Source organism: Chromohalobacter sp. (assembly GCF_039830575.1).
GTDB classification, from domain to species: domain Bacteria; phylum Pseudomonadota; class Gammaproteobacteria; order Pseudomonadales; family Halomonadaceae; genus Chromohalobacter; species Chromohalobacter israelensis.
Map to the genome: position 1 here is coordinate 106,084 of NZ_JBDOOX010000003.1, position 22,794 is coordinate 128,877.

The following is a 22,794-nucleotide window of genomic DNA, read 5'->3' on the forward strand; positions in this document are numbered from 1 at the left end:
CGTCGTCGCGGGTACGCCGCTACTCTAGCGTTCTCGCTAGGCGTTCGATGCCCGGTTCGATGCGTTCGGCGTCGATGGCACCGAACCCCAGGCGCATGAAGTTGCGCGGCGGCACGCGCTCGAAGAAATGCTGAAAGCCCGGCTCGATGAGTACCCCGTTCTGCGCGGCCTGCCAGGCCAGGCGCTGGGTGTCCACATTCTCCGGGGCTTCCAGCCAGAACACGCTGGCATGATCGCCGCCGACACGCCGGCAACCGGGCAGGTGCCTGGCAATGGCATCGTTCATGCACTCCCAGCGATGGCGCATCTCGTCGGCGAACTGCCGCAGATAGCGGTCGTAATGTCCCTGGGCGAGAAACTGCGCCAGCTGTTGCTGCAAGCTCGAGGGCGGGTGGCGATACATCAACCGCCGCAGCGCGCGCAGCTCGTCGATCAGCTCGGCGTCGGCGACGAGATAGCCCAGCCGCAGCCCTGGCGAGAGCGGCTTGGACAGGCTGCTCATGTAGATCACCCGCCCACCGGCTCGGCTGGCCTTCAGCGCCGGCTGCGCGTGACGATCGAAGTTCACCTCCGCGTCGTAATCGTCCTCGAGCACGATCTGGTCGAAACGCTGAATCTGGTGGATGAGACGTTCGCGACGCTCGCGACTCATGGTGGTGCCGGTCGGTCCCTGGTGGCTGGGCGTCACGTAGAGGTAATCGCAATGCCGCGTGTCGGCATCGAGTTGCATGCCCTCGCCGTCGACAGGCTGATAGTGCAGCTGGGCTCCCTGGCGCAGGAAGACGTTGACTGCTTCGCGGTAACCGGGGTTCTCGACGGCGACCCGCGTCTTCCGGTCGAACAGCAACTGCGCGATCAGAAACAGCGCATTCTGCGCCCCCAGGGTCACCAGGATCTCGTCGCTCTGTGCATGGATGCCGCGCTTGGGCAGCACCCGGGTACGCAATTGCTCGACCAGCATGGGGTCGTCCTGGTCGTAGCGGTCGCTGAGCCAGTGACGCTCGCGATTCCCACCCAGCAGACGACGGGCCGTCTCCCGCCATTGTTCGAGGGGAAACAGCCGGGCATCCAGTTGCCCGTACACGAAGGGAAATTCGTAATCCATCCAGTTGCTGGGCCGCAGCACGCCCTGCAAGTGACTGGGGCGATGCGTGAAGCGCTTGCTCCATGATGGTGCGTCGCGCACCGGCTGGCACATGGTCTGCGCCAGTTCCAGGGCATCGCTGTCGTGGTAGGCGTCATGCAGGTAATACCCGCTGCGTGGACGGCTGATCAGATAACCATCCTCGACCAGCCCCTCGTACACCAGCGCCACGGTATTGCGCGAAATCCCCAGTTGCAGGGACAAGCGGCGACAGGACGGCAATGCCTCGTCCGCCGGGATGGTGCCGGTATGGATGGCATCGAGCAGCGCTTCGCGCAGTTGCTCCTGCAATCCTCGCTGAGCATCGAAATCGAGATGAAAGTAATGGTCGAGCATCGTGCATCTCCCGATGAGGCATCACATCGAAAGCGATGCAAGGAACACGCCATGACGTCTCGATCGCTGCCTGGCGGCATGGTTAGGCATCGAAACATCTGGCCAACCGGTGTCCCTCAACTGGCTCTATAGCGACCAACGTCGAATTCTTTAGGGTGGAATCACCAAGATCGCCATTGCCGCTAGCGCGGCGAGCCGTCTTCGGTCTCAGCCAACGAGCTCAACAACAACAGCAACAGCGAAGGTGATTATGATGCTTCCCACGACTCGCTACGCAGGTCGCCCGATGGATTCCACTCTCCGCCACCGCGTCTCCAGGACGCGCGTTTCGAGGACCCTGGCCGCCACCGTGGCCGGCGCCTTGATGTCGCTTTCGCTGCCCGCCCTGGCGGCGGATCTGGCGGAGATCCAGGAGCGCGGTTACATGGAAGTCGCCACCGAGGATAACTACGCCCCGTTCAACTTCATCGAAAACGGCGAGGCCAAGGGCTTCAACGCCGACATGCTCGAAGAGCTGCGCGATTACGCCGACTTCGAGATTCGCCAGGAAATCCTGCCATGGACCGGCCTGCTCGCGGCGGTCTCCAACGACCAGTACGACATGGCCTTGACCGGGGCCTCGGTCTCCGACGAGCGTCTGCGGGTCTTCAACTACACCCCGCCCTACGCCTCGGCGCAGCACTTCTACATCAAGCGCGCCGATGACGACAGCCTGCAGAGCGTGGCCGACCTGAGCGGCAAGACCCTCGGCGTGCAGGCGGGCAGCGTGCTGCTCTCGCGGCTGCCCGAGCTCGAGCAAATGCTCGAGGAGCAAGACGGCGAGCTGGGCGAGGTCGTGGAGTACGAGTCCTATCCCGAGGCCTTCGCCGACCTGGCCAATGGCCGCCTGGATTACGTGATCGACTCGGCGGTGCCGGTGAACACCCTGGTCGCGTCCAAGCCGGAGATCTTCGCCAAGGGTCAGGCGGTATCCGGGGCGGGCTACGTCTCCTGGCCGATTCCCAAGGATAGCCCGGAGCTGCTCGACTACATGACCGAGTTCCTCGCCCACATGCAGGAAAGCGGCCGCCTCGCCGAGCTGCAGGAAAAATGGTTCGGCGAAAGCTTCTCCGACCTGCCCAGCAAGCCGCTGACCAGCGTCGAGCAATTCCACGAACTGGCCGGGCTCGACGACTGATCGCCCAGTCGCGCCCAGTGTCGATGCGGCGCCGTGGTCCGCGCCCGGCGCCGCCCTTCTTCCTTAGCTCGGGGAACCTGTCATGAACGCCAGTGCCTGGCAAATGTTGCTGGAAGGGGCCTGGACCACCGTCTGGATATCCGCCGTCTCGATTGCCATCGGGGTCGTGGCGGGCCTGGTCATCGCCCTGATTCGCCTCGCGCGCATTCCCATCGTCGACCAACTGCTCGTGCTCTACATCAGCGTGGCCCGCGCCACTCCCCTGGTGACGCTGGCACTGTTCATCTTTCTCAGCGCCCCCGACCTGGGGCTCGACCTCAACCGTAGCGTCGCCGGCATCCTGGCCTTGACGCTCAATACCACGGCCTTCAATGCCGAGATCTGGCGCAGCGCCTTTCGCAACTTCTCCCGCGACCAGCGCGAGGCGGCCATGGCCACGGGCATGACGCCGTGGATCACCTTTCGCCGCATCATGCTGCCGCAGATGGTGATCACCAGCCTCCCCGGGCTGGTCAACGAGATGTCGTTTCTGATCAAGGGCAGCCCCGCCATCGCGGTGATCGGCATCGTCGACCTGACCCGCGTGACCAACCGCATTTCGGCCGTGACCTATGAGCCGCTACCGCCGATTCTCGTCGCCGGCGCGCTCTACATGATGGTGATCGGCTGCCTGGTCTGGCTGCAGCGCATCTTCGAGCGCCGCGCCAACCGGCTGGCCATGTGAGGAGGCGGCAATGAGCAACTGGGACATCCTGTGGGAGGCGCGCGGCGAGTTCTTGATCGGCTTCTGGCGCACGCTGGAGATCTTCGGCCTGTCGATCGTCGGCGCCTTTCTGATCGGCTGCGGCCTGTTGTACCTGCTCGAGGGCAGCCGCAAGCGTCTGACCATGCCGCTGCGCATCGTCATCGATGCCATGCGCATGCTGCCGTTCCTGATCCTCGTCTACCTGCTGTATTACGGCCTGCCGACCTTCGGCATTCGCCTGGATGCCTGGTGGTCGGGCGTCGGGGCGCTGGCGGTGTATCACGGCATGTATTTCGCCGAGATATTCCGCGGCAACCGTCTGACCTTTCCGCCGGGACAGCTCGAGGCCGCCAAGGCGCATGGCTTCACCAAGGGCAAGATGTTTTTCCGCCTGATTCTGCCGCAGGTCATCATGCAGACCCGGCCATTGATGGGCAATCAACTGATCTACGCCCTCAAGGACACGGCGTTTCTGGTGATCATCACCGTGCGCGAACTCACGGCGGCGGCCAACAGCCTGTCGAGCACCTATTTCATTCCCACCGAGGCGTTCATCGTCGTCATCGGTTTTTACTGGGCGCTCAGCGTGGCGATGGAAATCATCATCAAACAATGCGGGCGTTTCGGCGCCAAACGGGGGTTCGACAATGTCTGACGCAAACACGTCCGAGACGGCCGCGGTTTCGATCCGCCATCTTTCGAAGAGCTTCGATGACGTCGAGGTGCTGCGCGACGTCGAACTGGAGGTCAAGACCGGCGACGTGGTGACGATCATCGGCTCGTCCGGCTCGGGCAAGTCGACGCTGCTGCGTTGCATCAACTGGCTGGAACAGCCCGACCGGGGCAGCATTCATATCGCCGGGCAGCGCATCGGCGTCAACGACGCCGGCCGGCCGATGCCGGTGCGCGAGCTCGCCAAGGTGCGCGCCAAGACCGGCATGGTATTCCAGGGCTTCAATCTATGGCCGCACCTCAACGTGCTGCACAACGTCACCGAGGCACCGATCCACGTTCAGGGGACGCCCAGGCGCGAAGCCGAGGAGCGGGCCATGGCACTGCTCGAGAAGGTCGGCATGGCCCACAAGCGCGACAGCTATCCCAACACGCTCTCGGGCGGCCAGAAGCAGCGCGTGGCCATCGCCCGGGCCCTGGCCATGCAACCGACGGTGATGCTCTTCGACGAGCCCACCTCGGCGCTGGACCCGGAGCTGGTGGGCGAGGTACTGGCGGTGATCAAGGATCTCTCCGCCGAGGGCTACACCATGGTCATGGTCACCCACGAAATGGCCTTCGCGCGTGCGGTGTCCGATCAGGTCGTGTTCCTGGAAAAGGGATTGATCATCGAGCGGGCCGATCCGGAGACCTTCTTCACCGCGCCCCGGACCGACCGCGTGCGCCGGTTCCTCGAGAATCACGACACGCCCTCGCCGGCCTGAGCCGGCGAGGGCCACGGGCGCAAGGTTCAGCCTTGCTGGGCGGGGTCGGGCACCGTCGGGAAACGCGGCGGATGCGCCTGCATGAAGGCGTGGCAGGCGCGCAGCACGCGGATATCGTCGAACTTGCCCCCGGCAAGCTGGAAACCCACCGGCATGCCCGCGTCGGTGAAGCCGCACGGCACGGAGGCGGCGGGTTGCTGGCTGAGATTGAAGGGATACGAGAACGGCGTCCATTCCTCCCAGTCCTGCATGCCGCTGCCCGGCGGTACTTCGTGGTTGGCCTCGAACGGCGACACCGCCACCGAGGGCGTCATCAACAGGTGATACTCCTGATTGAAGTGTTCGAGTCGCTGGGTCAGACGCGCACGGGCCTCCAGCGCGCGGAAGAAATCCAGCGCACTCCAGCGTTCGGCGATGCGCGCATTGGCCACCAGCCCGGGGTCGAGCAGGGTGCGCTCATGCTCGGTGGATCGCGACCACACCTCCAGCGAGGCGGTGAACCACAGCTGCTGGAAGGTCGCGATCGGCGACTCGAAGCCGGGATGGATTTCCTCGACCTCGGCCCCCAGGGCCTGGAGCTTCTCGGCCGCCTCGCGCACGCGGGCGGCGATCTGCGGTTCGACCTGGGCGTAGCCGAGATCCGGCGAGTAGGCGATGCGCAGGCCGCGCAGGTCGCAATCCAGGTCCACGCCCCAGTCGTCGGGCTGACCGCGCGTGGCGTACGGGTCGCGGTAATCGTAACGGCCGATCACGTTGAGCATGCGCGCGGCATCCGGCACGTTGCGCGTCAACGGACCGATATGCGAGAGCGAAGGTTCCGTGGCGGGCGGCCATTGCGGCGTCCAGCCGAAGGTCGGCTTGAAACCGAACACGCCGGTGAAGGCGGCGGGAATGCGGATCGAACCGCCCGAATCGCCGCCCTGATGCAAAACGCCCATGTTGAGAGCGGCGGCAGCGGCCGCACCGCCGGAGGAGCCGCCCGGCGTCAGCCGCGTGTCCCATGGATTGTAGGTGGCACCGAACACGCGGTTGTCGGTGACGGCTTTCCAGCCGAACTCGGGGGTATTGGTCTTGCCCAGAAAGATGGCGCCCGCCTCGCGCAGCATGCGCGCCGGCGGTGCGTCATGCTCGCAGGGCGTCTCTTTGGACGTCAGCGATCCATCGCGGGCCGGCATGCCGGCCACTTCGGTCAAATCCTTCATCGACACCGGCACCCCGTCGATGGGGCTCAGCGGCTTGCCCTGTCCCCAGCGACGCGCCGACGCCTTGGCGGCTTGCTCGGCGCCTTCGTGGTCCACGTGGACATAGGCGTTGACGGCATCATTGAAGCGTTCGATACGCGATAGGGCGGCCCGCGTTGCTTCCAGCGGCGAAGCCTCCCCCGATTCGAACAACGCGGTCAACTGCCCGGCATCCATCATGCCCAGATCCGTCTCTTGCATGACACCCTCACATCCCTGTTTGGTGAATGGCACGCGATTGCGTGTCAGAGGCCTAGGCTAGACGCGTCACCCCTGCAAGGCAACGCGAGTGGAGCAGCGCGCACGATGGCCGATGCCCGTACCAACGCTTATCATCGCTGCCAACGATGCCGTCAGCCTGGGAAGCCCAATGCCCGACACGCCGTTCTATCTCCAGTTGTGCGACCGCCTGGTGGCGCTGATCGAGTCGGGGGAGCTGGGCCCCGCCAGCCGCCTGCCCGCCGAGCGCCTGCTGGCGGAGCGCTTCGCCACGACGCGGGTCACGCTGCGCCAGGCGTTATCGCAGCTGGAAAGCGAGGGACGCATCCATCGCCGCAACCGACGCGGCTGGTTCGTCTCGCCGCCCCGCGTGGACTATGCCCCCGACCGCGACCAGAGTTTCACCCAGTACGTCACGGCACAAGGCCGGCGCCCGTTCACCCAGGTGCTGAGCGTGTGCCATCGCCCGGCACCGCCCACGGTGGCGCAGGCGCTCGCGATTCCTCCGGAACACACGGTGCTGCAAGTCCAGCGGCGGCGTTATATCGACGACCGGGCGGTTCTGCTGGAGCGCATCTGGCTACGGGACGATCTGCTGCCGGGGCTGAGTGAAGTCGATTTCACTGCGTCGCTCTGGCAACGCCTGCACGATGACTACGGCATCGACCAGTTGCGCAAGTCGCTGCGACTCTACCCTACCGCGCTGACCGGCACCGAGGCCGAGACGCTCGGCGTGCATAGCGGTTGCGCGGGGCTTTGCGTGACGCGGACCACCTATGACCGTGACGGCCGCGCGCTCGAATACGACGAGGACCACTGGCTGCACGACGCCATCTGCATTCGTGCCGATGTCGACATGACGTAGCGTCCTCGGCGGCCGCCCATCAGCGACCCGACGCCACCACCACGCAGTCGATTCCCTCGCGTGCCAGCTGCTGACAGGAACGGCGCGCCTGGCTTTCCTCGAGATCCACCAGCTGTGCCCGGAAGATGCTGCGCGCTCCTTGGGTCGAAGACACCGCAACGCGGCCACCCAGATCGAGGAAGTCGGCAGCCTGGTCAGCTTGGTGACGCGCTCGCATGCGATCGCTGAAGGCGCCCACCTGCACCGCCCAGGCACCGCCGGTCGAACGTTCCGCGGTCGGCGTCGGGCGGGCGTCGCCCTGTTCGCTCTGCGCCTGGGCGATCAGCTCGCGGATGGGATCGTCGCGCGTCGGCGCCGGCGAGGCCGGGGACTGCAAGCGCTCGCCGTAGATATCGGCCTGGGCGACCCAGTCGCCCTGGGCGAGCGATGCGACACGCGCGAAGCCGCTATCGAGCAGTTCACGCATGTGGGCATCGCGCGATTGCGCCGTGAAGCCGCCCATCACCACCGAGAGGATGCGGCGCCCATCGTGAACGGCAGAGGTCGCCACGTTGAAGCCCGAGGCGCGAATGTAACCGGTCTTGAGGCCATCGGCCCCCGCATAGCTATCCAGCAGCCGGTTGTGCCCCTGGTAGCGCTTGCCCTGCCAGGTGAACTGGGTCTTGCCGAAATACGGGTAATAGCCGGGGAAATCCTGCATCAGCCGCAGCGCGAGAATGGCCATATCCCGCGCCGTCGTGACCTGGCCCGCGTCGGGCAGGCCCGAGGCGTTGCGAAAGGTCGTGTCCATCATGCCCAGAGCACGCGCCTTGTCGGTCATCTGGCCGGCGAAGACCGACTCGCTGCCGGCCAGCCCTTCGGCCACCACCGCCGCCACGTCATTGGCTGACTTGACGATGAGGATGTTGATGGCGTCCTCCACCTTCACCGTCTCGCCGGGCGTCACGCCCATCTTGGAGGGCGGCTTCGCCGCGGCGTACTGCGACACCGGCAAGCGGCTCTCCAGGCTGAGCGTATCGTCCTCGATCGCCTCGAAAAGCAGATACAGCGTCATCATCTTGGTCAACGAGGCCGGGTAGCGAGGCGCATCGGCGTTGTCGGCATGCAGGACGGCGCCGTTCTCGGTATCGATCACGATGGACGCGTAGCGCGGGTTGGGGGCCGCTTCGGCCACGGACAGCGTGCACAACGCGATGGCGAACACGACCAACAGGATCAGGGCGGGCAAAAGCCGCGCACGCTGGGAATGCAGGGACGTCATGTTGTATGTCCTTCAAAGAGGGCCCGCCACGGGCCCATCCGCCAGATTTGCCGCGACATTTGTTATGGCGACGCCACAAAGTGCAATGACATAGGGATTATGGGCGAGAGGCCGTCTCTGTACAGCCCCCAGGGCGCATTTTGGCCACTATTCGTGACATTTCGCAATTCAATGTCGCCCGATGGTGAAGACGGCGCGTCTCAGGGCGGCGCCTGGACGACGTGCCCGACAATCTGGTATATACCAGAAAGCATCGCATGCTCGATCCGCCGGAGTCTTTGTCCTGAGCCCTTTCGCCCTTGCCCTGATCGTCGTTTCCGCTGCCCTGCATGCCGGCTGGAACCTGCTCGGCAAGCGCGGCGTCCCCTCGTTGGCCTTCTTTGCCCGTGCCATGGCGGCCGGCAGCGTGCTGTACGCCCCCCTCTTGTTGTGGGGCCCCGCACCGATGCAGCTGCCCTGGTCCTTCTGGGGCTGGCTCGTCGCCACCGGCGCCTGCCAGGCGCTTTACATGGGCGGGCTGGCCTGGGCATACGCCCGGGGCGACGTCAGTCTGCTCTACCCCATGGCGCGCGCGTTGCCGGTGCTGTGGGTCCCTGCCGTTGCGCTGCTAGTCTTGCCGACTCCAGCCCTCGATCTCGACGACGGCCTCGGCATGGGCCTGATCGCCATCAGCGCCCTGATCATGCCCCTGACTCACTGGCGTGCCTTCCGCCTCGAGAACTACCTCACCCCCGCGCTGGGTTTCGTCCTGCTCGCCGCCGCCGGCACCACCGGCTACTCGCTGATCGACAAGCGCGCCCTGAGTCTGATGACCGCCAATGGCTATACCCCGCTACAAGCCGGGTTGCACTACATGGTGCTGCAGGCCATGACGACCTGGCTGTGGATGTGGCCGTTGGTGCGGGCGTTGCCCAGCGAACGTCTCGCGGCACGACGGCTGCGTTACACGTCCGCCGCGCATCGCGCCTGGCTGGCGGGCGCCATGATCCTCGGTACCTACGGCCTGGTGCTGATCGCCATGTCCTCCAGCGCGGACGTCAGCCACGTCGTCGCCCTGCGCCAACTCTCGATTCCCCTCGGCGTTCTCGCCGCCGTCTACTGGTTCAAGGAGCGCCTGCCGCCCCTACGCCTCGGCGCCATCGCCATCATGCTGACCGGCCTGGCGCTCGTGGCATGGTGAAGCAGCTCAGGACGCCGCCGTAGTGCCCAGCAGACTCGCTTGTCGAGCCTTCAGGGAGTCGGAGAGATAAGCGAACAATGCTTGCACCCTGGCGGTGTTCCGCAAATCGGGATGTGTCAGCAACCAGAGCTCCGCCTGCAGCTCGGGCAGCGGCTCACTGGCCCGGATCAGGTCATCCGCCATATCGGCGAGATAACACGGCAGTACACCACGCCCCATGCCACTTCTCACGCCCGCGAGCATTCCCAGCATGCTGTCGACATGATACCGGCATTGAGCATCAACCCCCTGGCGTGCCATCCACCTTTCCAGTACGGGATATCCCAGATGCGGGTCGGGCCCGACCCAGCCGCTCGTCTCTCGATGGCACCGGCTGACATAGACAGCTTGCGCAATCTGCCCCACCTGGCGACCGATGAGCGTCTCGGGCGGCGCCGAAGTCGGGCGAATCGCGACATCCGCATCACGCCGGGACAAATCATAGGTACGGTTGGAGACCTCGACCTCCAGGACGATGTGTGGATAGGTGCGCTGGAAGCCAGCCAGCTCATCGCTCAACATTCCCATGAGCAAGGTGTCCGTGGTGGTCACCCGCAGCGTCCCCGACAGCCTGGCATCACGTCCCATGAGACGACGTTCGACGGCCTCGATGTCCAGTGCGACACGCGCCGCTGTCGTCGCAAGGTCGTCACCGGCGAGTGTCGGCACGTACCCGGTACGATGGCGCTCGAATAGCCGAACCCCCAATCGGGACTCTAGCGCCCCCAGCCGGCGAAACACTGTGGCATGGCTAATCCCGAGCGTCCTTCCCGCGCCAGCGAGAGAACCACTGTCGGCGATCGCCTGCACTATTTTCAGGTCCTCCCAAGGCACACCCTTTTCATTCATGCAAAGTCCACTTTCATTCGTGGGGAATTTTATTTCTTCCATGCAAAGACTAGCGTAACGATGCCGTTGTCGTTAGAGGACCTAACCATGAACATTCTGATCGTGCACTGTCATCCCGAGCCACGTTCCTTCAATGCCGCACTGACCGACATTGCCATGACGTCCCTGACCCGAGAGGGGCATGAAGTGCATGTTTCCGACTTGTACGCCGAGGGCTTCGACCCTGTCGAACGAGCCTCTCACTTCGAAAGTCGCGCGGATCCCGAGTATTTTTCGGCGCTCACCGAACAGCGCCATCATGTGCAGTCGGGTACCCTTCCCTGCGACGTCCAGCGGGAAATCGACCGGCTGCAACACGCCGACCTCGTCATCTTGCAATTCCCGCTCTGGTGGCATGCACAGCCCGCCATGCTCAAGGGATGGTTCGATCGTGTGTTCGTCTACGGGGGGCTTTATTCGGGGACACGTCGCTACGACCGTGGACCATTACAGGGAAAACGCGCCATGTGCTCGGTCACGACAGGGGCACCGGAGCCCACCTTTTCCCCCACGGGGCGTAGTGGCGATATCGTATCGCTCATGTGGCCACTCCATTGCTCCCTCTACTATGTCGGGTTCGATGTCCTCCCTCCGCAGATCACTTATGGGGTGCAAGGTGGCGGGCTGAGCTACCAGGAAGACGCCGCTTTTCAGTGCCACCTGGAAGACGCCAAGCAGCAGTGGAGCCAGCGCCTGCGCCACTGGCAGACGGATCGACCGATTCCTTTCACGGGATGGCAAGACTGGAACGCGCAAGGCGAGACTCTTCCAGAGCACCCGTTGCGCTGGCGGATCTAGTCACAACACACAACGGCAGCATGCAAATAGCGCTTGAGCCGACCCGGGCACGGCACCTACCTTGTGGGGTGCCGGCACAGAGAGGTGCCGCGTTCCTTCAACGATCAGGAGATGACGAAATGGAAATCATCATCGAAAACGCCGGTATGGAAGCCGACGAGTTTCACGCGATGGCCGGTGGCGAAACCGGCGAGGCCTTGCGCAAGACGGCCAAGAACTATCTTGGCAGCCAGAACGTCACCGAGCATCAGCTCGAGGAGCTGCGCATGGCAGGCGGTGAGGATTACGAGGCGCTGCGCCGCGACATGACTCGTCATGCACTGAGCGTGGTCAATGTGCCCCAGGACGCCGCGATCTCCCTGGATATCGCCTTCAAGGGCGGCGCCAAGGCGTGACCCGCAAGCCCACGCCCAGGTAATGCAGCGGCATGGGAGCACGCGCTCCCATGCCGGGTGGACTTGCGCTATCATGATTTTTCCCTGCCCCGCCAATTCCCGCTTGCTGTCATCCGCGACGGCACCGTCTGTCGCGAGGAGTGTGCATGACGTCATCCCATGAGCCCGTCGATACGCTACCGGTGCCCGCCACCGCCAGTGTCGCGCCCGAGGATGTGGCCGCGTACGAAGAAACGTTCCGCGAACCGCGCTTCTGGCACAAGATCACCCGCTATGGGCGTTGCGCCGGCCGCGAAGTCACGCGCCGCGCGCTGCAGTTGTACTTCGTCATGCAGCGTCCCGACGTACCGTTGTGGGCCAAATCCACGATTCTCGGTGCGCTGGGCTATTTCATCTCGCCTTTGGACGCCATTCCCGACCTGATCCCCGCCGGCGGTTACGTGGATGACGCCAGCGTGCTCGGCGCCGCCTTGATCGCGGTGTCGGTGTACATCGACGACGACGTCAAGGCCCGCGCCGAGCAGGCCATGCCCAAGTGGCTGTGAGTACCTATAGAAAAAGCCCCCGACAGTGTCGGGGGCTTCTCGATCGAACGTTTCATGCACGCATCGGCCGGGCCGTCGCCGATGACAAGGGCCCGATCACTTCTCGACGAAGGCACGCTCGATGACGTAGTCACCGGGCTCGCCCATGCGCGGCGAGATGTTGAAGCCCATGTCGTCGAGCATGGCGCTGGTTTCATCGAGCATCGCCGGGCTGCCGCAGATCATGGCGCGGTCCTGCTTGGGGTCGAGCTCCGGCAGGCCGGTATCGGTGAAGATACGCCCACCGCGGATATGGTCGGTCAGACGCCCCATGGTGTGGAATTCTTCGCGCGTCACGGTGGGGTAGTACACCAACTTCTCGCGGATTTCGTCACCGAGGTATTCATGCGCCGGCAGGTCCTGGGTGATGAAGTCGGCGTAGGCCAGCTCGCTGACCGAACGCACCCCGTGTACCAGCACGATCTTCTCGAAGCGCTCGTAGACTTCCGGGTCCTGAATCAGGCTCATGAACGGTGCCAGACCGGTACCGGTGGACAGCAGGTACAGGTTGCGCCCCGGCAGCAGGTCGTCGACCACCAGAGTGCCGGTGGGCTTGCGGCTGACCATGACCTGATCGCCGACCTTGAGGTGCTGCAGGCGTGACGTCAGCGGGCCATCGGGGACCTTGATGCTGAAGAACTCGAGATGATCTTCGTAATTGGGGCTGGCGATGGAATAGGCACGCAGCAGCGGCTTGTTGTCGACTTCCAAGCCAATCATGACGAACTGGCCATTCTTGAAGCGCAGGCTGCGCTCACGCGTGGTGCGGAAGCTGAACAGGGTATCGTTCCAGTGATGAACGCTGAGAACTTCTTCAAGTGCCAGTTTGCTCACGACAGCTCCTTACCTTATAACCAAAAAGAATTTTCTATGCATTTGGGAGTTGCGGGAATTATAAGACTGGCCCAACATATCTGTTAAATGAATTATCTGAATATCGCTTATTCACTCCCTGGATATAGAGTCGGAAACCACCATGCGTTACACCCTGCGACAGCTCGAGGTCTTCGTTGCCATCGCGCAGCATGAAAGCGTCTCTCTGGCGGCGCGACGCCTGGCGATGTCGCAGTCGGCCACCAGCACGGCCCTCGCCGAACTCGAGCGCCAGTTCGACTGCCAATTGCTCGACCGCATCGGCAAGCGACTGAAGCTCAATGCGCTGGGCTTTCAACTCCTGCCCAAGGCCGTGGCCCTGCTCGACCGCGGCGAGGAGATCGAGGAGCTGCTCAAGGGGCAGCGTGGCATCGGCTCGCTGGACGTCGGCGCGACGCTGACTATCGGCAATTATCTCGCCACCCTGCTGATCAGCGACTTCATGCGCCGCCACCCCGGGAGTCGCGTGCGCCTCCACGTGCGCAACACGGCCTCCATCGTCGATCGCGTCACCCACCACGACCTGGACCTGGGGCTGATCGAGGGCGACTGCCAGCACGATGACATCGTCATGCAGCCCTGGGTCGAGGACGAGCTCACGGTGTTCTGCTCGCCGCGGCATCCCCTGGCCAACGCCGGTGAGGCGGATCTGGAAGCGCTGATGCGCGAGGACTGGATCATGCGCGAGGAAGGCTCCGGCACGCGCCGTACGCTGGATCAGGCGATGCGCCACCGACGCGGCCGGCTCAACGTGCTGCTCGAGCTGGAACACACCGAGGCGATCAAGCGTGCGGTGGAATCGGGACTCGGCATCGGCTGTGTCTCGCACCTGGCCCTGCGCGACGCCTTTCGACGCGGCAGCCTGGTACCCATCGCCACCCCGGAGCTCGATCTGACGCGCCAGTTCACCTTCATCTGGCATCGCCACAAATACCTGACCACCGCCATGCGCGAATTCCTGCGCCTGTGCCGCGAGATGACCGCGGGGGTCCAGCGCAGCGACGAGATCGACCTGCCCGCCGTCCCGTGAGCCCCCTCAGGATCAGCCTGCCGACCGGTGCAACATCGCCCGCACCGCAACGAAAACGGCCCATCGGCGTCTGCCGATGGGCCGCAATGACACGGTTTCGTATCGATCAGGACTGAGGAAGCGCCGGGCGCGTCTGCGCGTGTCCGTCCTCACGCAGATTGAAGCGCCCCACCACCTCGGCCAGCCGCGCTGCCTGATCGCGCATCTGCTCGGCTGCCACGGTGGATTCCTCGACCATGGAGGCATTGTGCTGGGTCATTTGATCCAGGTCGTTGACGGCCTGGTTGACCTGGGTCACGCCCTGACTCTGCTCTTGCGTGGCGGCATTGATCTCGGCCAGCACATCGGAAACACGCGCCACGGCAGTGACGATTTCCTGCATGCTGTCTCCCGCCGTGCGCACCAGGTCGGTGCCTTCGCGGGTCTGGGCCACCGAGGTGTCGATCAGCTTCTTGATGTCGGCGGCCGCCGACGCCGAGCGACTGGCCAACTGACGAACCTCGCCGGCGACCACCGCGAACCCGCGTCCCTGCTCACCGGCGCGCGCCGCCTCGACCGAGGCGTTGAGGGCCAGCAGGTTGGTCTGGAAGGCGATTTCATCGATCAGACGCACGATGTCGGAGATCTGGGTCGTCTGTGCATCCACCGCTTCCATGGTATTCACGGCCTGGCGGGCGATCTCGCCACCCCGATTGGCGGCACTCGTGGCCTCCTGGGAAAGCTGATCCGCCTGGCGCGCCGACTGGGCGGTATTTTCCACCGTGCTGGCGATCTGCTCCATGGCGGTGGAGGTTTCCTGGAGGTTGGAGGCGGCCTGCTCCGTCCGCCGAGACAGATCCTGGCTGCCATTGGCGATTTCGCTGGAGGCCTCGTTCACCGAGGAACTGCTGGCACGTACCTCGAGCAGCACGTCGTTGACGGTATCCGCGAAGCCATTGAACCCCTGGGCGATCTGCGCCACCTCGTCGCGGCCGTCTATTTCCAGGCGACGCGTCAGGTCGCCTTCGCCGGAGGCGATATCGAACATGGCATCCCGTGCCTGACGCAGACGGCGGAAGATGGGAGACAGCAACGTCCACAGCAACAAGGCGGCGATCAAGCCGGACAGCACCATGGCCACCAGCGTGGAGTGCAACACGCCCTGCACCCCGGCATTGGCCTCGGCCTGATCCAGCGCGATCAACAGACGCCAGTTGGTCCCGGGCACGGGAACGCCATAGAGCAGCACGTCACGCCCTTCGATGACCGTTTCGCGCGGTTCTCCATCATCGATCAGCGTATCCAGCCATGCCGGCGTGAGCGTCTCGTCCAGCGCCGACGCGGATTCCAGCATCAGGTCGGCGTCGCGATAGGCGACGATATTGTCGTCACGGTTCACGAGCATCGCGAAGCTGCTCGGCGTGGGGTGGATCGAAGTCACATTGTCAGTCACATCCGCCAGGCTCACGTCGGCACCGATCACCGCCCGGGTCTCGCCGTCTTCGATGACCGGCGTAGTGAACGCGACCACCAGGCTGTCGGTCACCATGTCCAGGTAAGGCGGACTGACCACCGTATCGCCGGTCTCAACGGCCGATTGATACCAGGGACGCTGGGTGGGATCGTAATCCTCGGGGGGCTGCCAGTTATCGTTGGTGATCAGCCGCTTGTCCGGCAGGCCGACATAGACCTGACTGAAGCCGCCGGCCGCAGCGGTCTGTTGCAAGGCGGGAACGAAGTCGTCGTTGTCGAGCGCCGGAGGGAGCGCTTCGATCAAGCGTTTCTTGCTGGCCGCCCAATCCGCGATGGCATCGACATTGCCGCGTGCCACGGCGCTCAACATGTCGATATTGGTGACGCGCTGCTGCTGACTCACCAGCCAGTAGCTCACGCCACCGGTAACGGCCAGGGCGACCAGGATCATGGCGACACAGGCCACCATGATCCGGGTGCGTAGCGATGTGAACATAAATGAGTGCCTATCGTTGGGGGATGCCTCTTTTATTAACGGCACTCATGGGAAAAACTTTAAGCGCGATGATTCTTCATGTTCTTGCGAATCTTCGCATCAACCGAGAGGCGGTCGAAACTTCTCGGCCAGGTCTTCTTCGCTGGCCCCGGAAAGATCCTTGTCCAGCGTATGGATGACACATTCCTGGGTGGGCTTGTCGAGCTTCTGCCGCAATAGCCCGAGGAAATGCGGCGCGGCGGCGATGATGAACTCATCCGCCTTGCCTTGGGTGCGCGCCTGACGCATATAGTCCGCGACTTCCTTGGCGAAGAAGGCGGCATGTTTTTCCATCGTGGCGTCGTCATTGCCGGACTGGCGAGGGGAGTGCGTGGCGCTATCGTCGGCCTCCCCCTTGCCGCCGGTGCGCAGGTCGCCGGTGTGCAGACGGCCCTCGGGGTGGACCAGGGTCTCGACCTCACGCACGACACCTGCCTGGTGGGCGAAGATGCGTGCACGCGCGGCATTGGCAGTCACGATATAGCGCTTGTTCATCCTTTTCTCCTTGGGCCGGGGCTCCCCCGGCGTCACTTGACGGATCGCGGAGCTTCCTGCTCCGCCTGGCCCACTAGCCACGGCGGGCAGCGGCCCTCTAAGCGTCGAAACCCGGCGAGCATCTGTCAAACCCCGCGCTGTCGTGACACCGCGACGCTCGCGTGGCGAGATACCGATAGGTTCGCGCGGGGCGCAAACCTGCTAACATCCTGCGCCGAACGGGAACCACCGGCTTATGTGCGCCATCTGCCAGGGAGAGCGATATGCGCGACTTCATCATGATGCGTCGCCCGTTACCGCGACGGACGTTGATCTTTTCTCATTGCCTGCTGCAACTCGGCCTCCTGCTGGCGGGCGGAGTGTGGCTATGGCGCCATTCGCCGAGTGTCAGCGGCGCATCCTGGCAGGCCAGCTGGCCCATGATGGCGCTCGGCGGCGGTGCCTTGCTGCTCGCCATGGCGTTGTTGCGCCTGCTCGCCGAACTGTGGATGGCACCTCACCACATGCTGGCACGCCGCGGTGGTTTCGCCCCCGGCGATGTGATGACACGCGCCATCGACCGACGGCCGGCCATGCACGACCCGGAACAGTCCTGGATCGGCACGGCCAGGCCGCTCGACCCGGACGAAGGCGTGGTCGGGCAGGCCCGGGTGACGCAACCGCGACAGCCGTTGGCGGCGCGGCATGACACCACCTCGCGCCAGGACGCCGCCCCGCAGCGCGCCGATGCCAGCCAGCGTCAGGAGCCCACCCTCTAGGCAGGGTGGGTCCGTCACCGGCGTCGCGTCTGGCTCAGTGTCCGAGAATCTGGCTGAGAAACAGCTTGGTACGCTCGGAACGCGGCTGGTTGAAGAACGTTTCCGGCGGGGCTTCCTCGATGATCTGTCCCTGGTCCATGAAGATGACCCGGTCGGCTACGGTCTTGGCGAAGCCCATCTCGTGCGTGACGCAGAGCATGGTCATGCCTTCGCGGGCCAGTTCGATCATGACGTCGAGCACCTCCTTGATCATCTCCGGGTCGAGCGCCGAGGTCGGCTCATCGAACAGCATCACCTCGGGCCGCATGCACAGCGAGCGGGCGATGGCCACCCGCTGCTGCTGGCCGCCCGACAGCTGGCCGGGATATTTGTGAGCCTGGTCGGCGATCTGCACGCGCTCCAGATACTCCATCGCGGTCTTCTCGGCCTCGGCGCGCGGCTTCTTCTGCACCCAGGTCTGTGACAAGCAGCAGTTCTCCAGCACGCTGAGGTGGGGAAACAGGTTGAAGTGCTGGAACACCATGCCCACGTTGCGGCGGATCTGCTCGATGCGCTTGACGTCCTGGGTCATGGGCACGCCATTGACCACGATCTCGCCTTGTTGATGGCTTTCCAGGTGATTGATGCAACGGATCAACGTCGACTTGCCCGATCCCGAGGGGCCGCAGATGACGATACGTTCGCCGCGGGCGACCGTCAGGTCGATATCGCGCAAGACGTGAAAGTCGCCGTACCACTTGTTGAGGCCGGTCATCTCGATCATCGGCGTGTCGCCGTGTGAGGTCGCTGTCGCTTGGCTCATGATGCAGTTCCTTGGCGTTATCGTTATATCGATTCGGTCGGTGTGGTTCAGCTCGTGTGGCCCGTCTGCAGGCGCCTCTCGATGTACTGGCTATAGCGCGACATGCTGAAACAGAACACCCAGAACACCAGCGCGGCGAACACGTACCCCTCGGTGGCGAACCCGAGCCAATCACTGTCGGTCAGCCCCGCGCGAATGATCGCCAGCAGGTCGAACAGCCCGATGATCAGCACCAGCGAGGTGTCCTTGAACAGCGCAATGAAGGTATTGACGATGCCGGGAATCACCAGTTTCAGGGCCTGGGGCAGCACGATCAGCCCCATGCGCTGCCAGTAGCCCAGCCCCAGCGCCTTGCCCGCTTCATCCTGCCCGCTGGGAATGGCCTGCAGCCCGCCCCTGACGACCTCCGCCATGTAGGCGCTCCAGAACAGCATGATGCCCACCAGCGCCCGCAGCAGCTTGTCGAACTCGACCTGGGTCGGCACGAACAACGGCAGCATCACCGAGGCCATGAACAGCACGGTGATGAGAGGCACGCCCCGCCAGAACTCGATGAACACCACACTCACGGCACGCACGAACGGCAGGTTGGAACGACGGCCCAGCGCCAGCACGATGCCGATCGGCAACGAGCCGACGATGCCGATGGTGGCCACGGTCAGGGTCAGCATCAGACCGCCCCATTCACGGGTCGGCACGTACATCAGACCGAAGTGACCGCCGAGCAGCAGCACGTAGGCCGCTATCGGGAAGCCGATCACCGCGATGACCGCGGCCCACCGCTTGCCCGGCACCCTGGGGATCGCCAGCCAGGCCAGCAGTCCCGCCATCAGGGCGAAGACGATATCCACCCGCCAGCGGGCGGCTTCGGGGTAGAAGCCGTAGATGATCGATTCGAAACGCGCGCTGATGAAGACCCAGCAAGCGCCCTCCCCGCTGCAGGCCTGGCGAGAGTCGCCGATCCAGTCGGCCTGGATCAGTGCCCACTGCACGAACGGCCAGAGCCCCCAAGCCAGCAGCCCGATGGTGACCACCGTCACCACGCTGTTGATGGGGCCATTGAACAAGTTGCGATGGAACCACCGCCAGATGCCACGGCGCGCATCCGGCGGACGTCGCGCTTCGATCATCTCATCACGCATGAATTCACCGGACATCTCAACGCTCCTTGAGTAGCGTGCGCGCGTTATACATATTCATCAGCGCCGATACGATCAGGCTGATCGTCAGATACACGGCCATGGTCATGGCCACGATCTCGATGGCCTGGCCGGTCTGGTTGAGCGTCGTCCCCGCGAAGACGGCCACCAGATCGGGATACCCGATCGCCGTGGCAAGCGAGGAGTTCTTGATCAGGTTCAGGTATTGGCTCGTCAATTGCGGCACGATGACGCGCATCGCCTGCGGAATCACGACCTTGCGCAGCGTGATGGCCTCCGGCAGGCTCAGGGCGCGCGACGCCTCGACCTGACCGCTGGGCACCGACAAGATACCGGAACGCACGATTTCCGCGATGAAGGACGCGGTGTAGATCGATAGCGCCAACCAGAGGGCGGCGAGTTCGGGAATCACCGTGACGCCACCGCTGAAGTTGAAACCCTTGAGCTCGGGAATCGACCACTCGAGCGGCGCCCCCGTCAGCAGGAATACCGCCAGCGGCGTTCCGATGATCAACCCCGCGCCCAGCCAGTAGATCGGCAAGGCCTGGCCGGTCCGCGCCTGGCGGCGTTTCGCGTAGATGCCCAATGCGATCGCCGCGACGATGCCCACCAGCAAGGCCCAGGGCGTGGCCGCGAAACCGCTCAACGGCTGCGGGTCGGGGATGACCAGGCCGCGCACGTTGATGAAGACCACTTCCATCAGGCTCAGGCTGTCACGCGGGCTGGGCAGCGCCTGCAGCACCGCGAAATACCAGAACAGGATCTGCACCAGCAGCGGAATGTTGCGGAATATCTCGACGTAGGCACCGGCCAGGCGAGCCAGCAACCAGTTCGGCGACAACCTGGCGATGCCGACCGCGAACCCGATGATCGTCGCCGCCACGATGCCCATTGCCGACACCAGCAGCGTATTCAGCAGCCCCACCAGGAAGGTGCGGCCGTACGTACTGTCACCGGAGAACTCGATCAAGGTTTGCGGGATCGAAAAGCCCGCTCGTTCATCGAGGAACCCGAAGCCGGTGGTGATGCCTCGGGCTTCGAGGTTCGCCATCGTGTTGCCGACGATGAAGGCGATCAACGCCACTAACGCCGCCAGCAACACGCCCTGCAGCAATAAGGCACGAAACGTCGGATTACGCCACAACGCAACCCGATCGCCGGAAGGAGAACGCGACATGTCGATCCTCTAATACACTGGCACGAGAAGGCACCCCGCAGATCATGCGGGGTGCTGGGAGCGTGGGCGAAATACTCGCCCACGCGGCGTACTTGAAGACCTCGGTACTCGACAGCGTCGGTACTTAGAGATCCCGGTACTCACAGGCCGTATCAGCGAATCGGCGGTGCATAGAGAATCCCGCCTTCGTTCCAGAGGGCGTTCATGCCACGCTGAATCTTCAGCGGCGAGTCTTCGCCCACGGTGGTCGCGAACACTTCGCCGTAGTTGCCGACGTTCTTGATGATGTTGTACGCCCAGTCGTTGGGCAGACCGAGTTGCTCGCCATAGTTGCCATCCTTGCCCAGCAGGCGTGCTACCCCGGGGTTGGGCGGGTTATCGCGCATTTCGTCGACGTTGTCGCTGTTAACGCCCATTTCCTCGGCGTTGACCATGGCGAAGATGGTCCACTGCACGATATCCAGCCATTGGTCGTCCCCCTGGCGCACCACCGGCCCCAGCGGTTCCTTGGAAATCAGCGTCTCGAGGATCTCGACGCTATCCGGTTCGGGCAATTGCAGGCGCAACGCGCTCAGCTGAGAAGTATCGGAGGTCAGCACGTCACAGCGCCCGTGAGCGAACCCCTGAGCGGTCTGGTCGGGCGTGTCGAACGTGACGGTCTTGATCTCGATATCGCGGGAGGGAAAGTAATCGGCCAGGTTCAGCTCGTGCGTGGTGCCGGACTGAATGCAGATGGAAGCGCCGTTGAGGCCTTCCAGGCTCTCGATATTCAGATCCTTGCTCACCATGAAACCTTGACCGTCGTAGAAGGTGGTCGCGGTGAAGTTCAGACCGAGAGAGTTGTCACGCGTCGCCGTCCAGGTCGTGTTGCGTGACAGCACGTCGATTTCGCCGGACTGCAGCGCGGTGAAGCGCTCCTTCGCGGTCAACGGGGTAAAGACGACGTTATCGGGATCGCCGAAGATCGCGGAGGCGATGCCCCGGCAGGTTTCCACATCGAGCCCTTGCCAGTTGCCGTCGGCATCCGGTGCCGAGAACCCGGCCAGACCTACGTTGACCCCGCAATTGAGGTTGCCACGCTCCTTGACGTCGTCGAGGGTCGCCGCCTGGGAGGCAGTCGCGAAACCACTGAGTAGCAGGGCAGCCGGAACGGCAACAATGAACTTGTTCTTATAAAGCATGCAGAAGCTCCTTGCGTTTATTGTGGTGGCTTATACGAGAGCCACGCATCACATTAGCAAAGAGCTTGCCATCCCAGCCAATATACCTAAGTCACGTGTCATTAACGCCTTTCACACGTTTCGCATCACGCCGATAGTGCACGACGCATGAACGGCGGCAGCGCCAATGCACCACGATGGGTCTCGACGCTGTAGTACTCGAGCGGGAATTCCACCGCGGCGGCATCCCGTTCGCGAAAGCGCGTCACGTCACTGCCCTTGCCGGCCAGAGTCGCGCTCCACCATCCGGAGGGGTAGACCGGCTGCGGGAACGGCAGCGTGGCGACGCTATCGAAGCCCGCGCGTTGCATGTCGGCGCGCAATTCGCGAATGATCGAGCCGGTGTGATACAGCGGCGACTCGCTTTGCTGCACCAGCACGCCGCCGTCGGCGAGCAGCCGGTGGCAACGCGTCAGGAAGTCGACCTCGAACAGTCCTTCCGCCGGCCCCACCGGATCGGTCGAGTCGATGATCATGACGTCGACGCTGCCTTCCGGCGCGCTCTCGACCCATTTGACACCGTCCTCGAACTTGAGCGTGGCGCGCGGGTCGTCGTTGGAAGCCGTCAACTCCGGGAAATAACGCTGCGAGGCGCGCGTGACTTCTTCATCGATATCGATCTGCACGACCTGCTCGACGCCGGGGTGCTTGAGCACCTCGCGCAGCGTCCCGCAATCGCCGCCGCCGATGATCACCACACGCTTGGGCGCGGCATGCGCGAACAGCGCCGGATGCGCCATCATCTCGTGATAGAGAAAATTGTCGCGCGTGCTGAGCATCACGCAGCCGTCGAGCACCATCAGATTGCCGTAGGTCTCGGTCGCGTAGACCTCCAGGTGCTGATAGGGACTCTGCACCTCGTGCAGCTTGTCCTTGATCATGAGGGAAAAAGCACTGCCATGGCTGTCGAACACTTCGGTGAACCAGCCCTGATCGAGACGCTCGGTCATGGGAATCCTCGTCATCGCCCTAGTGAAAGCCCTC

General features: G+C 63.9%; 23 protein-coding genes. 11 read left to right on the forward strand and 12 right to left on the reverse strand.

The window, feature by feature from the left end:
* Positions 1-19 precede the first annotated feature (19 nt).
* Positions 20-1,480: a PLP-dependent aminotransferase family protein gene (locus tag ABGX75_RS01440; protein WP_347410859.1), complete on the reverse strand. Its 1,461-nt coding sequence runs from the start codon at positions 1,478-1,480 to the stop codon at positions 20-22.
* A gap of 286 nt (positions 1,481-1,766) precedes the next feature.
* Here ABGX75_RS01440 and ABGX75_RS01445 point away from each other — a divergent pair, with 286 nt between their 5' ends.
* The 4 genes from ABGX75_RS01445 to ABGX75_RS01460 all read left to right on the forward strand — a co-directional run bounded on the left by ABGX75_RS01445 (position 1,767) and on the right by ABGX75_RS01460 (position 4,838).
* Complete coding sequence (locus ABGX75_RS01445; RefSeq protein WP_110060999.1) at positions 1,767-2,657, forward strand: transporter substrate-binding domain-containing protein; 891 nt, start codon at positions 1,767-1,769, stop codon at positions 2,655-2,657.
* An 82-nt stretch (positions 2,658-2,739) separates the two neighbouring features.
* Positions 2,740-3,381 carry an amino acid ABC transporter permease gene (locus tag ABGX75_RS01450; protein WP_011505465.1) on the forward strand — a complete coding sequence of 214 codons (642 nt, stop codon included), beginning with the start codon at positions 2,740-2,742 and terminating at the stop codon, positions 3,379-3,381.
* Between the two features lie 10 nt (positions 3,382-3,391).
* Positions 3,392-4,057, forward strand: coding sequence for an amino acid ABC transporter permease (locus tag ABGX75_RS01455; protein WP_347410858.1), 666 nt, complete (start codon positions 3,392-3,394; stop codon positions 4,055-4,057).
* Complete coding sequence (locus ABGX75_RS01460) at positions 4,050-4,838, forward strand: amino acid ABC transporter ATP-binding protein (RefSeq protein WP_110060942.1); 789 nt, start codon at positions 4,050-4,052, stop codon at positions 4,836-4,838. Before ABGX75_RS01455 ends, ABGX75_RS01460 begins: the two co-directional genes overlap by 8 nt.
* Before the next feature lie 26 nt (positions 4,839-4,864).
* Here ABGX75_RS01460 and ABGX75_RS01465 read toward each other — a convergent pair whose 3' ends face one another.
* Positions 4,865-6,280, reverse strand: a complete 1,416-nt coding sequence (locus ABGX75_RS01465) for an amidase (protein ID WP_347410857.1) — start codon at positions 6,278-6,280, stop codon at positions 4,865-4,867.
* Between the two features lie 169 nt (positions 6,281-6,449).
* On the opposite strand from ABGX75_RS01465, the gene ABGX75_RS01470 reads away from it, so the two are divergent.
* Positions 6,450-7,163 (forward strand): UTRA domain-containing protein, encoded by a 714-nt coding sequence (locus ABGX75_RS01470; RefSeq protein ID WP_011505461.1) that lies wholly within the window; start codon positions 6,450-6,452, stop codon positions 7,161-7,163.
* A 19-nt stretch (positions 7,164-7,182) separates the two neighbouring features.
* Here ABGX75_RS01470 and ABGX75_RS01475 read toward each other — a convergent pair whose 3' ends face one another.
* Positions 7,183-8,424 carry a D-alanyl-D-alanine carboxypeptidase gene (locus ABGX75_RS01475; protein WP_011505460.1) on the reverse strand — a complete coding sequence of 414 codons (1,242 nt, stop codon included), beginning with the start codon at positions 8,422-8,424 and terminating at the stop codon, positions 7,183-7,185.
* A 370-nt stretch (positions 8,425-8,794) separates the two neighbouring features.
* Here ABGX75_RS01475 and ABGX75_RS01480 point away from each other — a divergent pair, with 370 nt between their 5' ends.
* A complete protein-coding gene (locus ABGX75_RS01480) occupies positions 8,795-9,604 on the forward strand; it encodes a drug/metabolite transporter (RefSeq protein WP_347410856.1) in 810 nt (269 codons plus the stop codon).
* A 6-nt stretch (positions 9,605-9,610) separates the two neighbouring features.
* Here ABGX75_RS01480 and ABGX75_RS01485 read toward each other — a convergent pair whose 3' ends face one another.
* Positions 9,611-10,492, reverse strand: coding sequence for a LysR family transcriptional regulator (locus ABGX75_RS01485; RefSeq protein ID WP_347410855.1), 882 nt, complete (start codon positions 10,490-10,492; stop codon positions 9,611-9,613).
* 87 nt (positions 10,493-10,579) lie between these two features.
* On the opposite strand from ABGX75_RS01485, the gene ABGX75_RS01490 reads away from it, so the two are divergent.
* The 3 genes from ABGX75_RS01490 to ABGX75_RS01500 all read left to right on the forward strand — a co-directional run bounded on the left by ABGX75_RS01490 (position 10,580) and on the right by ABGX75_RS01500 (position 12,269).
* Positions 10,580-11,329 (forward strand): NAD(P)H-dependent oxidoreductase, encoded by a 750-nt coding sequence (locus ABGX75_RS01490; RefSeq protein WP_287124429.1) that lies wholly within the window; start codon positions 10,580-10,582, stop codon positions 11,327-11,329.
* A gap of 119 nt (positions 11,330-11,448) precedes the next feature.
* Positions 11,449-11,724 (forward strand): hypothetical protein, encoded by a 276-nt coding sequence (locus tag ABGX75_RS01495; RefSeq protein WP_011505456.1) that lies wholly within the window; start codon positions 11,449-11,451, stop codon positions 11,722-11,724.
* A 146-nt stretch (positions 11,725-11,870) separates the two neighbouring features.
* A complete protein-coding gene (locus tag ABGX75_RS01500) occupies positions 11,871-12,269 on the forward strand; it encodes a YkvA family protein (RefSeq protein WP_347410854.1) in 399 nt (132 codons plus the stop codon).
* A 96-nt stretch (positions 12,270-12,365) separates the two neighbouring features.
* Here ABGX75_RS01500 and ABGX75_RS01505 read toward each other — a convergent pair whose 3' ends face one another.
* On the reverse strand, positions 12,366-13,142 hold the full coding sequence (locus ABGX75_RS01505) for a ferredoxin--NADP reductase (protein ID WP_011505438.1): 777 nt from the start codon (positions 13,140-13,142) through the stop codon (positions 12,366-12,368).
* Positions 13,143-13,284: 142 nt separating this feature from the next.
* Between ABGX75_RS01505 and ABGX75_RS01510 the strand changes: the two genes are divergently transcribed.
* Complete coding sequence (locus ABGX75_RS01510; protein ID WP_011505437.1) at positions 13,285-14,211, forward strand: LysR family transcriptional regulator; 927 nt, start codon at positions 13,285-13,287, stop codon at positions 14,209-14,211.
* 106 nt (positions 14,212-14,317) lie between these two features.
* Here ABGX75_RS01510 and ABGX75_RS01515 read toward each other — a convergent pair whose 3' ends face one another.
* Both ABGX75_RS01515 and ABGX75_RS01520 read right to left on the reverse strand, forming a co-directional pair.
* The gene (locus tag ABGX75_RS01515; RefSeq protein ID WP_035413965.1) at positions 14,318-16,159 is read right to left on the reverse strand and encodes a methyl-accepting chemotaxis protein; all 1,842 of its coding nucleotides are present in this window, start codon (positions 16,157-16,159) and stop codon (positions 14,318-14,320) included.
* 99 nt (positions 16,160-16,258) lie between these two features.
* A complete protein-coding gene (locus ABGX75_RS01520) occupies positions 16,259-16,693 on the reverse strand; it encodes a host attachment protein (protein WP_011505435.1) in 435 nt (144 codons plus the stop codon).
* 263 nt (positions 16,694-16,956) lie between these two features.
* Between ABGX75_RS01520 and ABGX75_RS01525 the strand changes: the two genes are divergently transcribed.
* On the forward strand, positions 16,957-17,451 hold the full coding sequence (locus ABGX75_RS01525) for a hypothetical protein (RefSeq protein ID WP_011505434.1): 495 nt from the start codon (positions 16,957-16,959) through the stop codon (positions 17,449-17,451).
* 34 nt (positions 17,452-17,485) lie between these two features.
* Here the strand turns inward: ABGX75_RS01525 and ABGX75_RS01530 are convergent, their stop codons facing one another.
* From ABGX75_RS01530 to speE, 5 genes are all read right to left on the reverse strand, one after another.
* Entirely contained in the window at positions 17,486-18,214 is a 729-nt protein-coding gene (locus ABGX75_RS01530) for an amino acid ABC transporter ATP-binding protein (RefSeq protein ID WP_035414284.1), read from the reverse strand.
* An 86-nt stretch (positions 18,215-18,300) separates the two neighbouring features.
* The gene (locus ABGX75_RS01535; protein WP_258305764.1) at positions 18,301-19,383 is read right to left on the reverse strand and encodes an amino acid ABC transporter permease; all 1,083 of its coding nucleotides are present in this window, start codon (positions 19,381-19,383) and stop codon (positions 18,301-18,303) included.
* A gap of 28 nt (positions 19,384-19,411) precedes the next feature.
* Positions 19,412-20,590 carry an amino acid ABC transporter permease gene (locus ABGX75_RS01540; protein WP_011505431.1) on the reverse strand — a complete coding sequence of 393 codons (1,179 nt, stop codon included), beginning with the start codon at positions 20,588-20,590 and terminating at the stop codon, positions 19,412-19,414.
* A gap of 152 nt (positions 20,591-20,742) precedes the next feature.
* Positions 20,743-21,771 (reverse strand): amino acid ABC transporter substrate-binding protein, encoded by a 1,029-nt coding sequence (locus tag ABGX75_RS01545; RefSeq protein ID WP_011505430.1) that lies wholly within the window; start codon positions 21,769-21,771, stop codon positions 20,743-20,745.
* Between the two features lie 125 nt (positions 21,772-21,896).
* The gene (gene speE / locus ABGX75_RS01550; RefSeq protein ID WP_035413969.1) at positions 21,897-22,760 is read right to left on the reverse strand and encodes a polyamine aminopropyltransferase; all 864 of its coding nucleotides are present in this window, start codon (positions 22,758-22,760) and stop codon (positions 21,897-21,899) included.
* Positions 22,761-22,794: the final 34 nt, after the last annotated feature.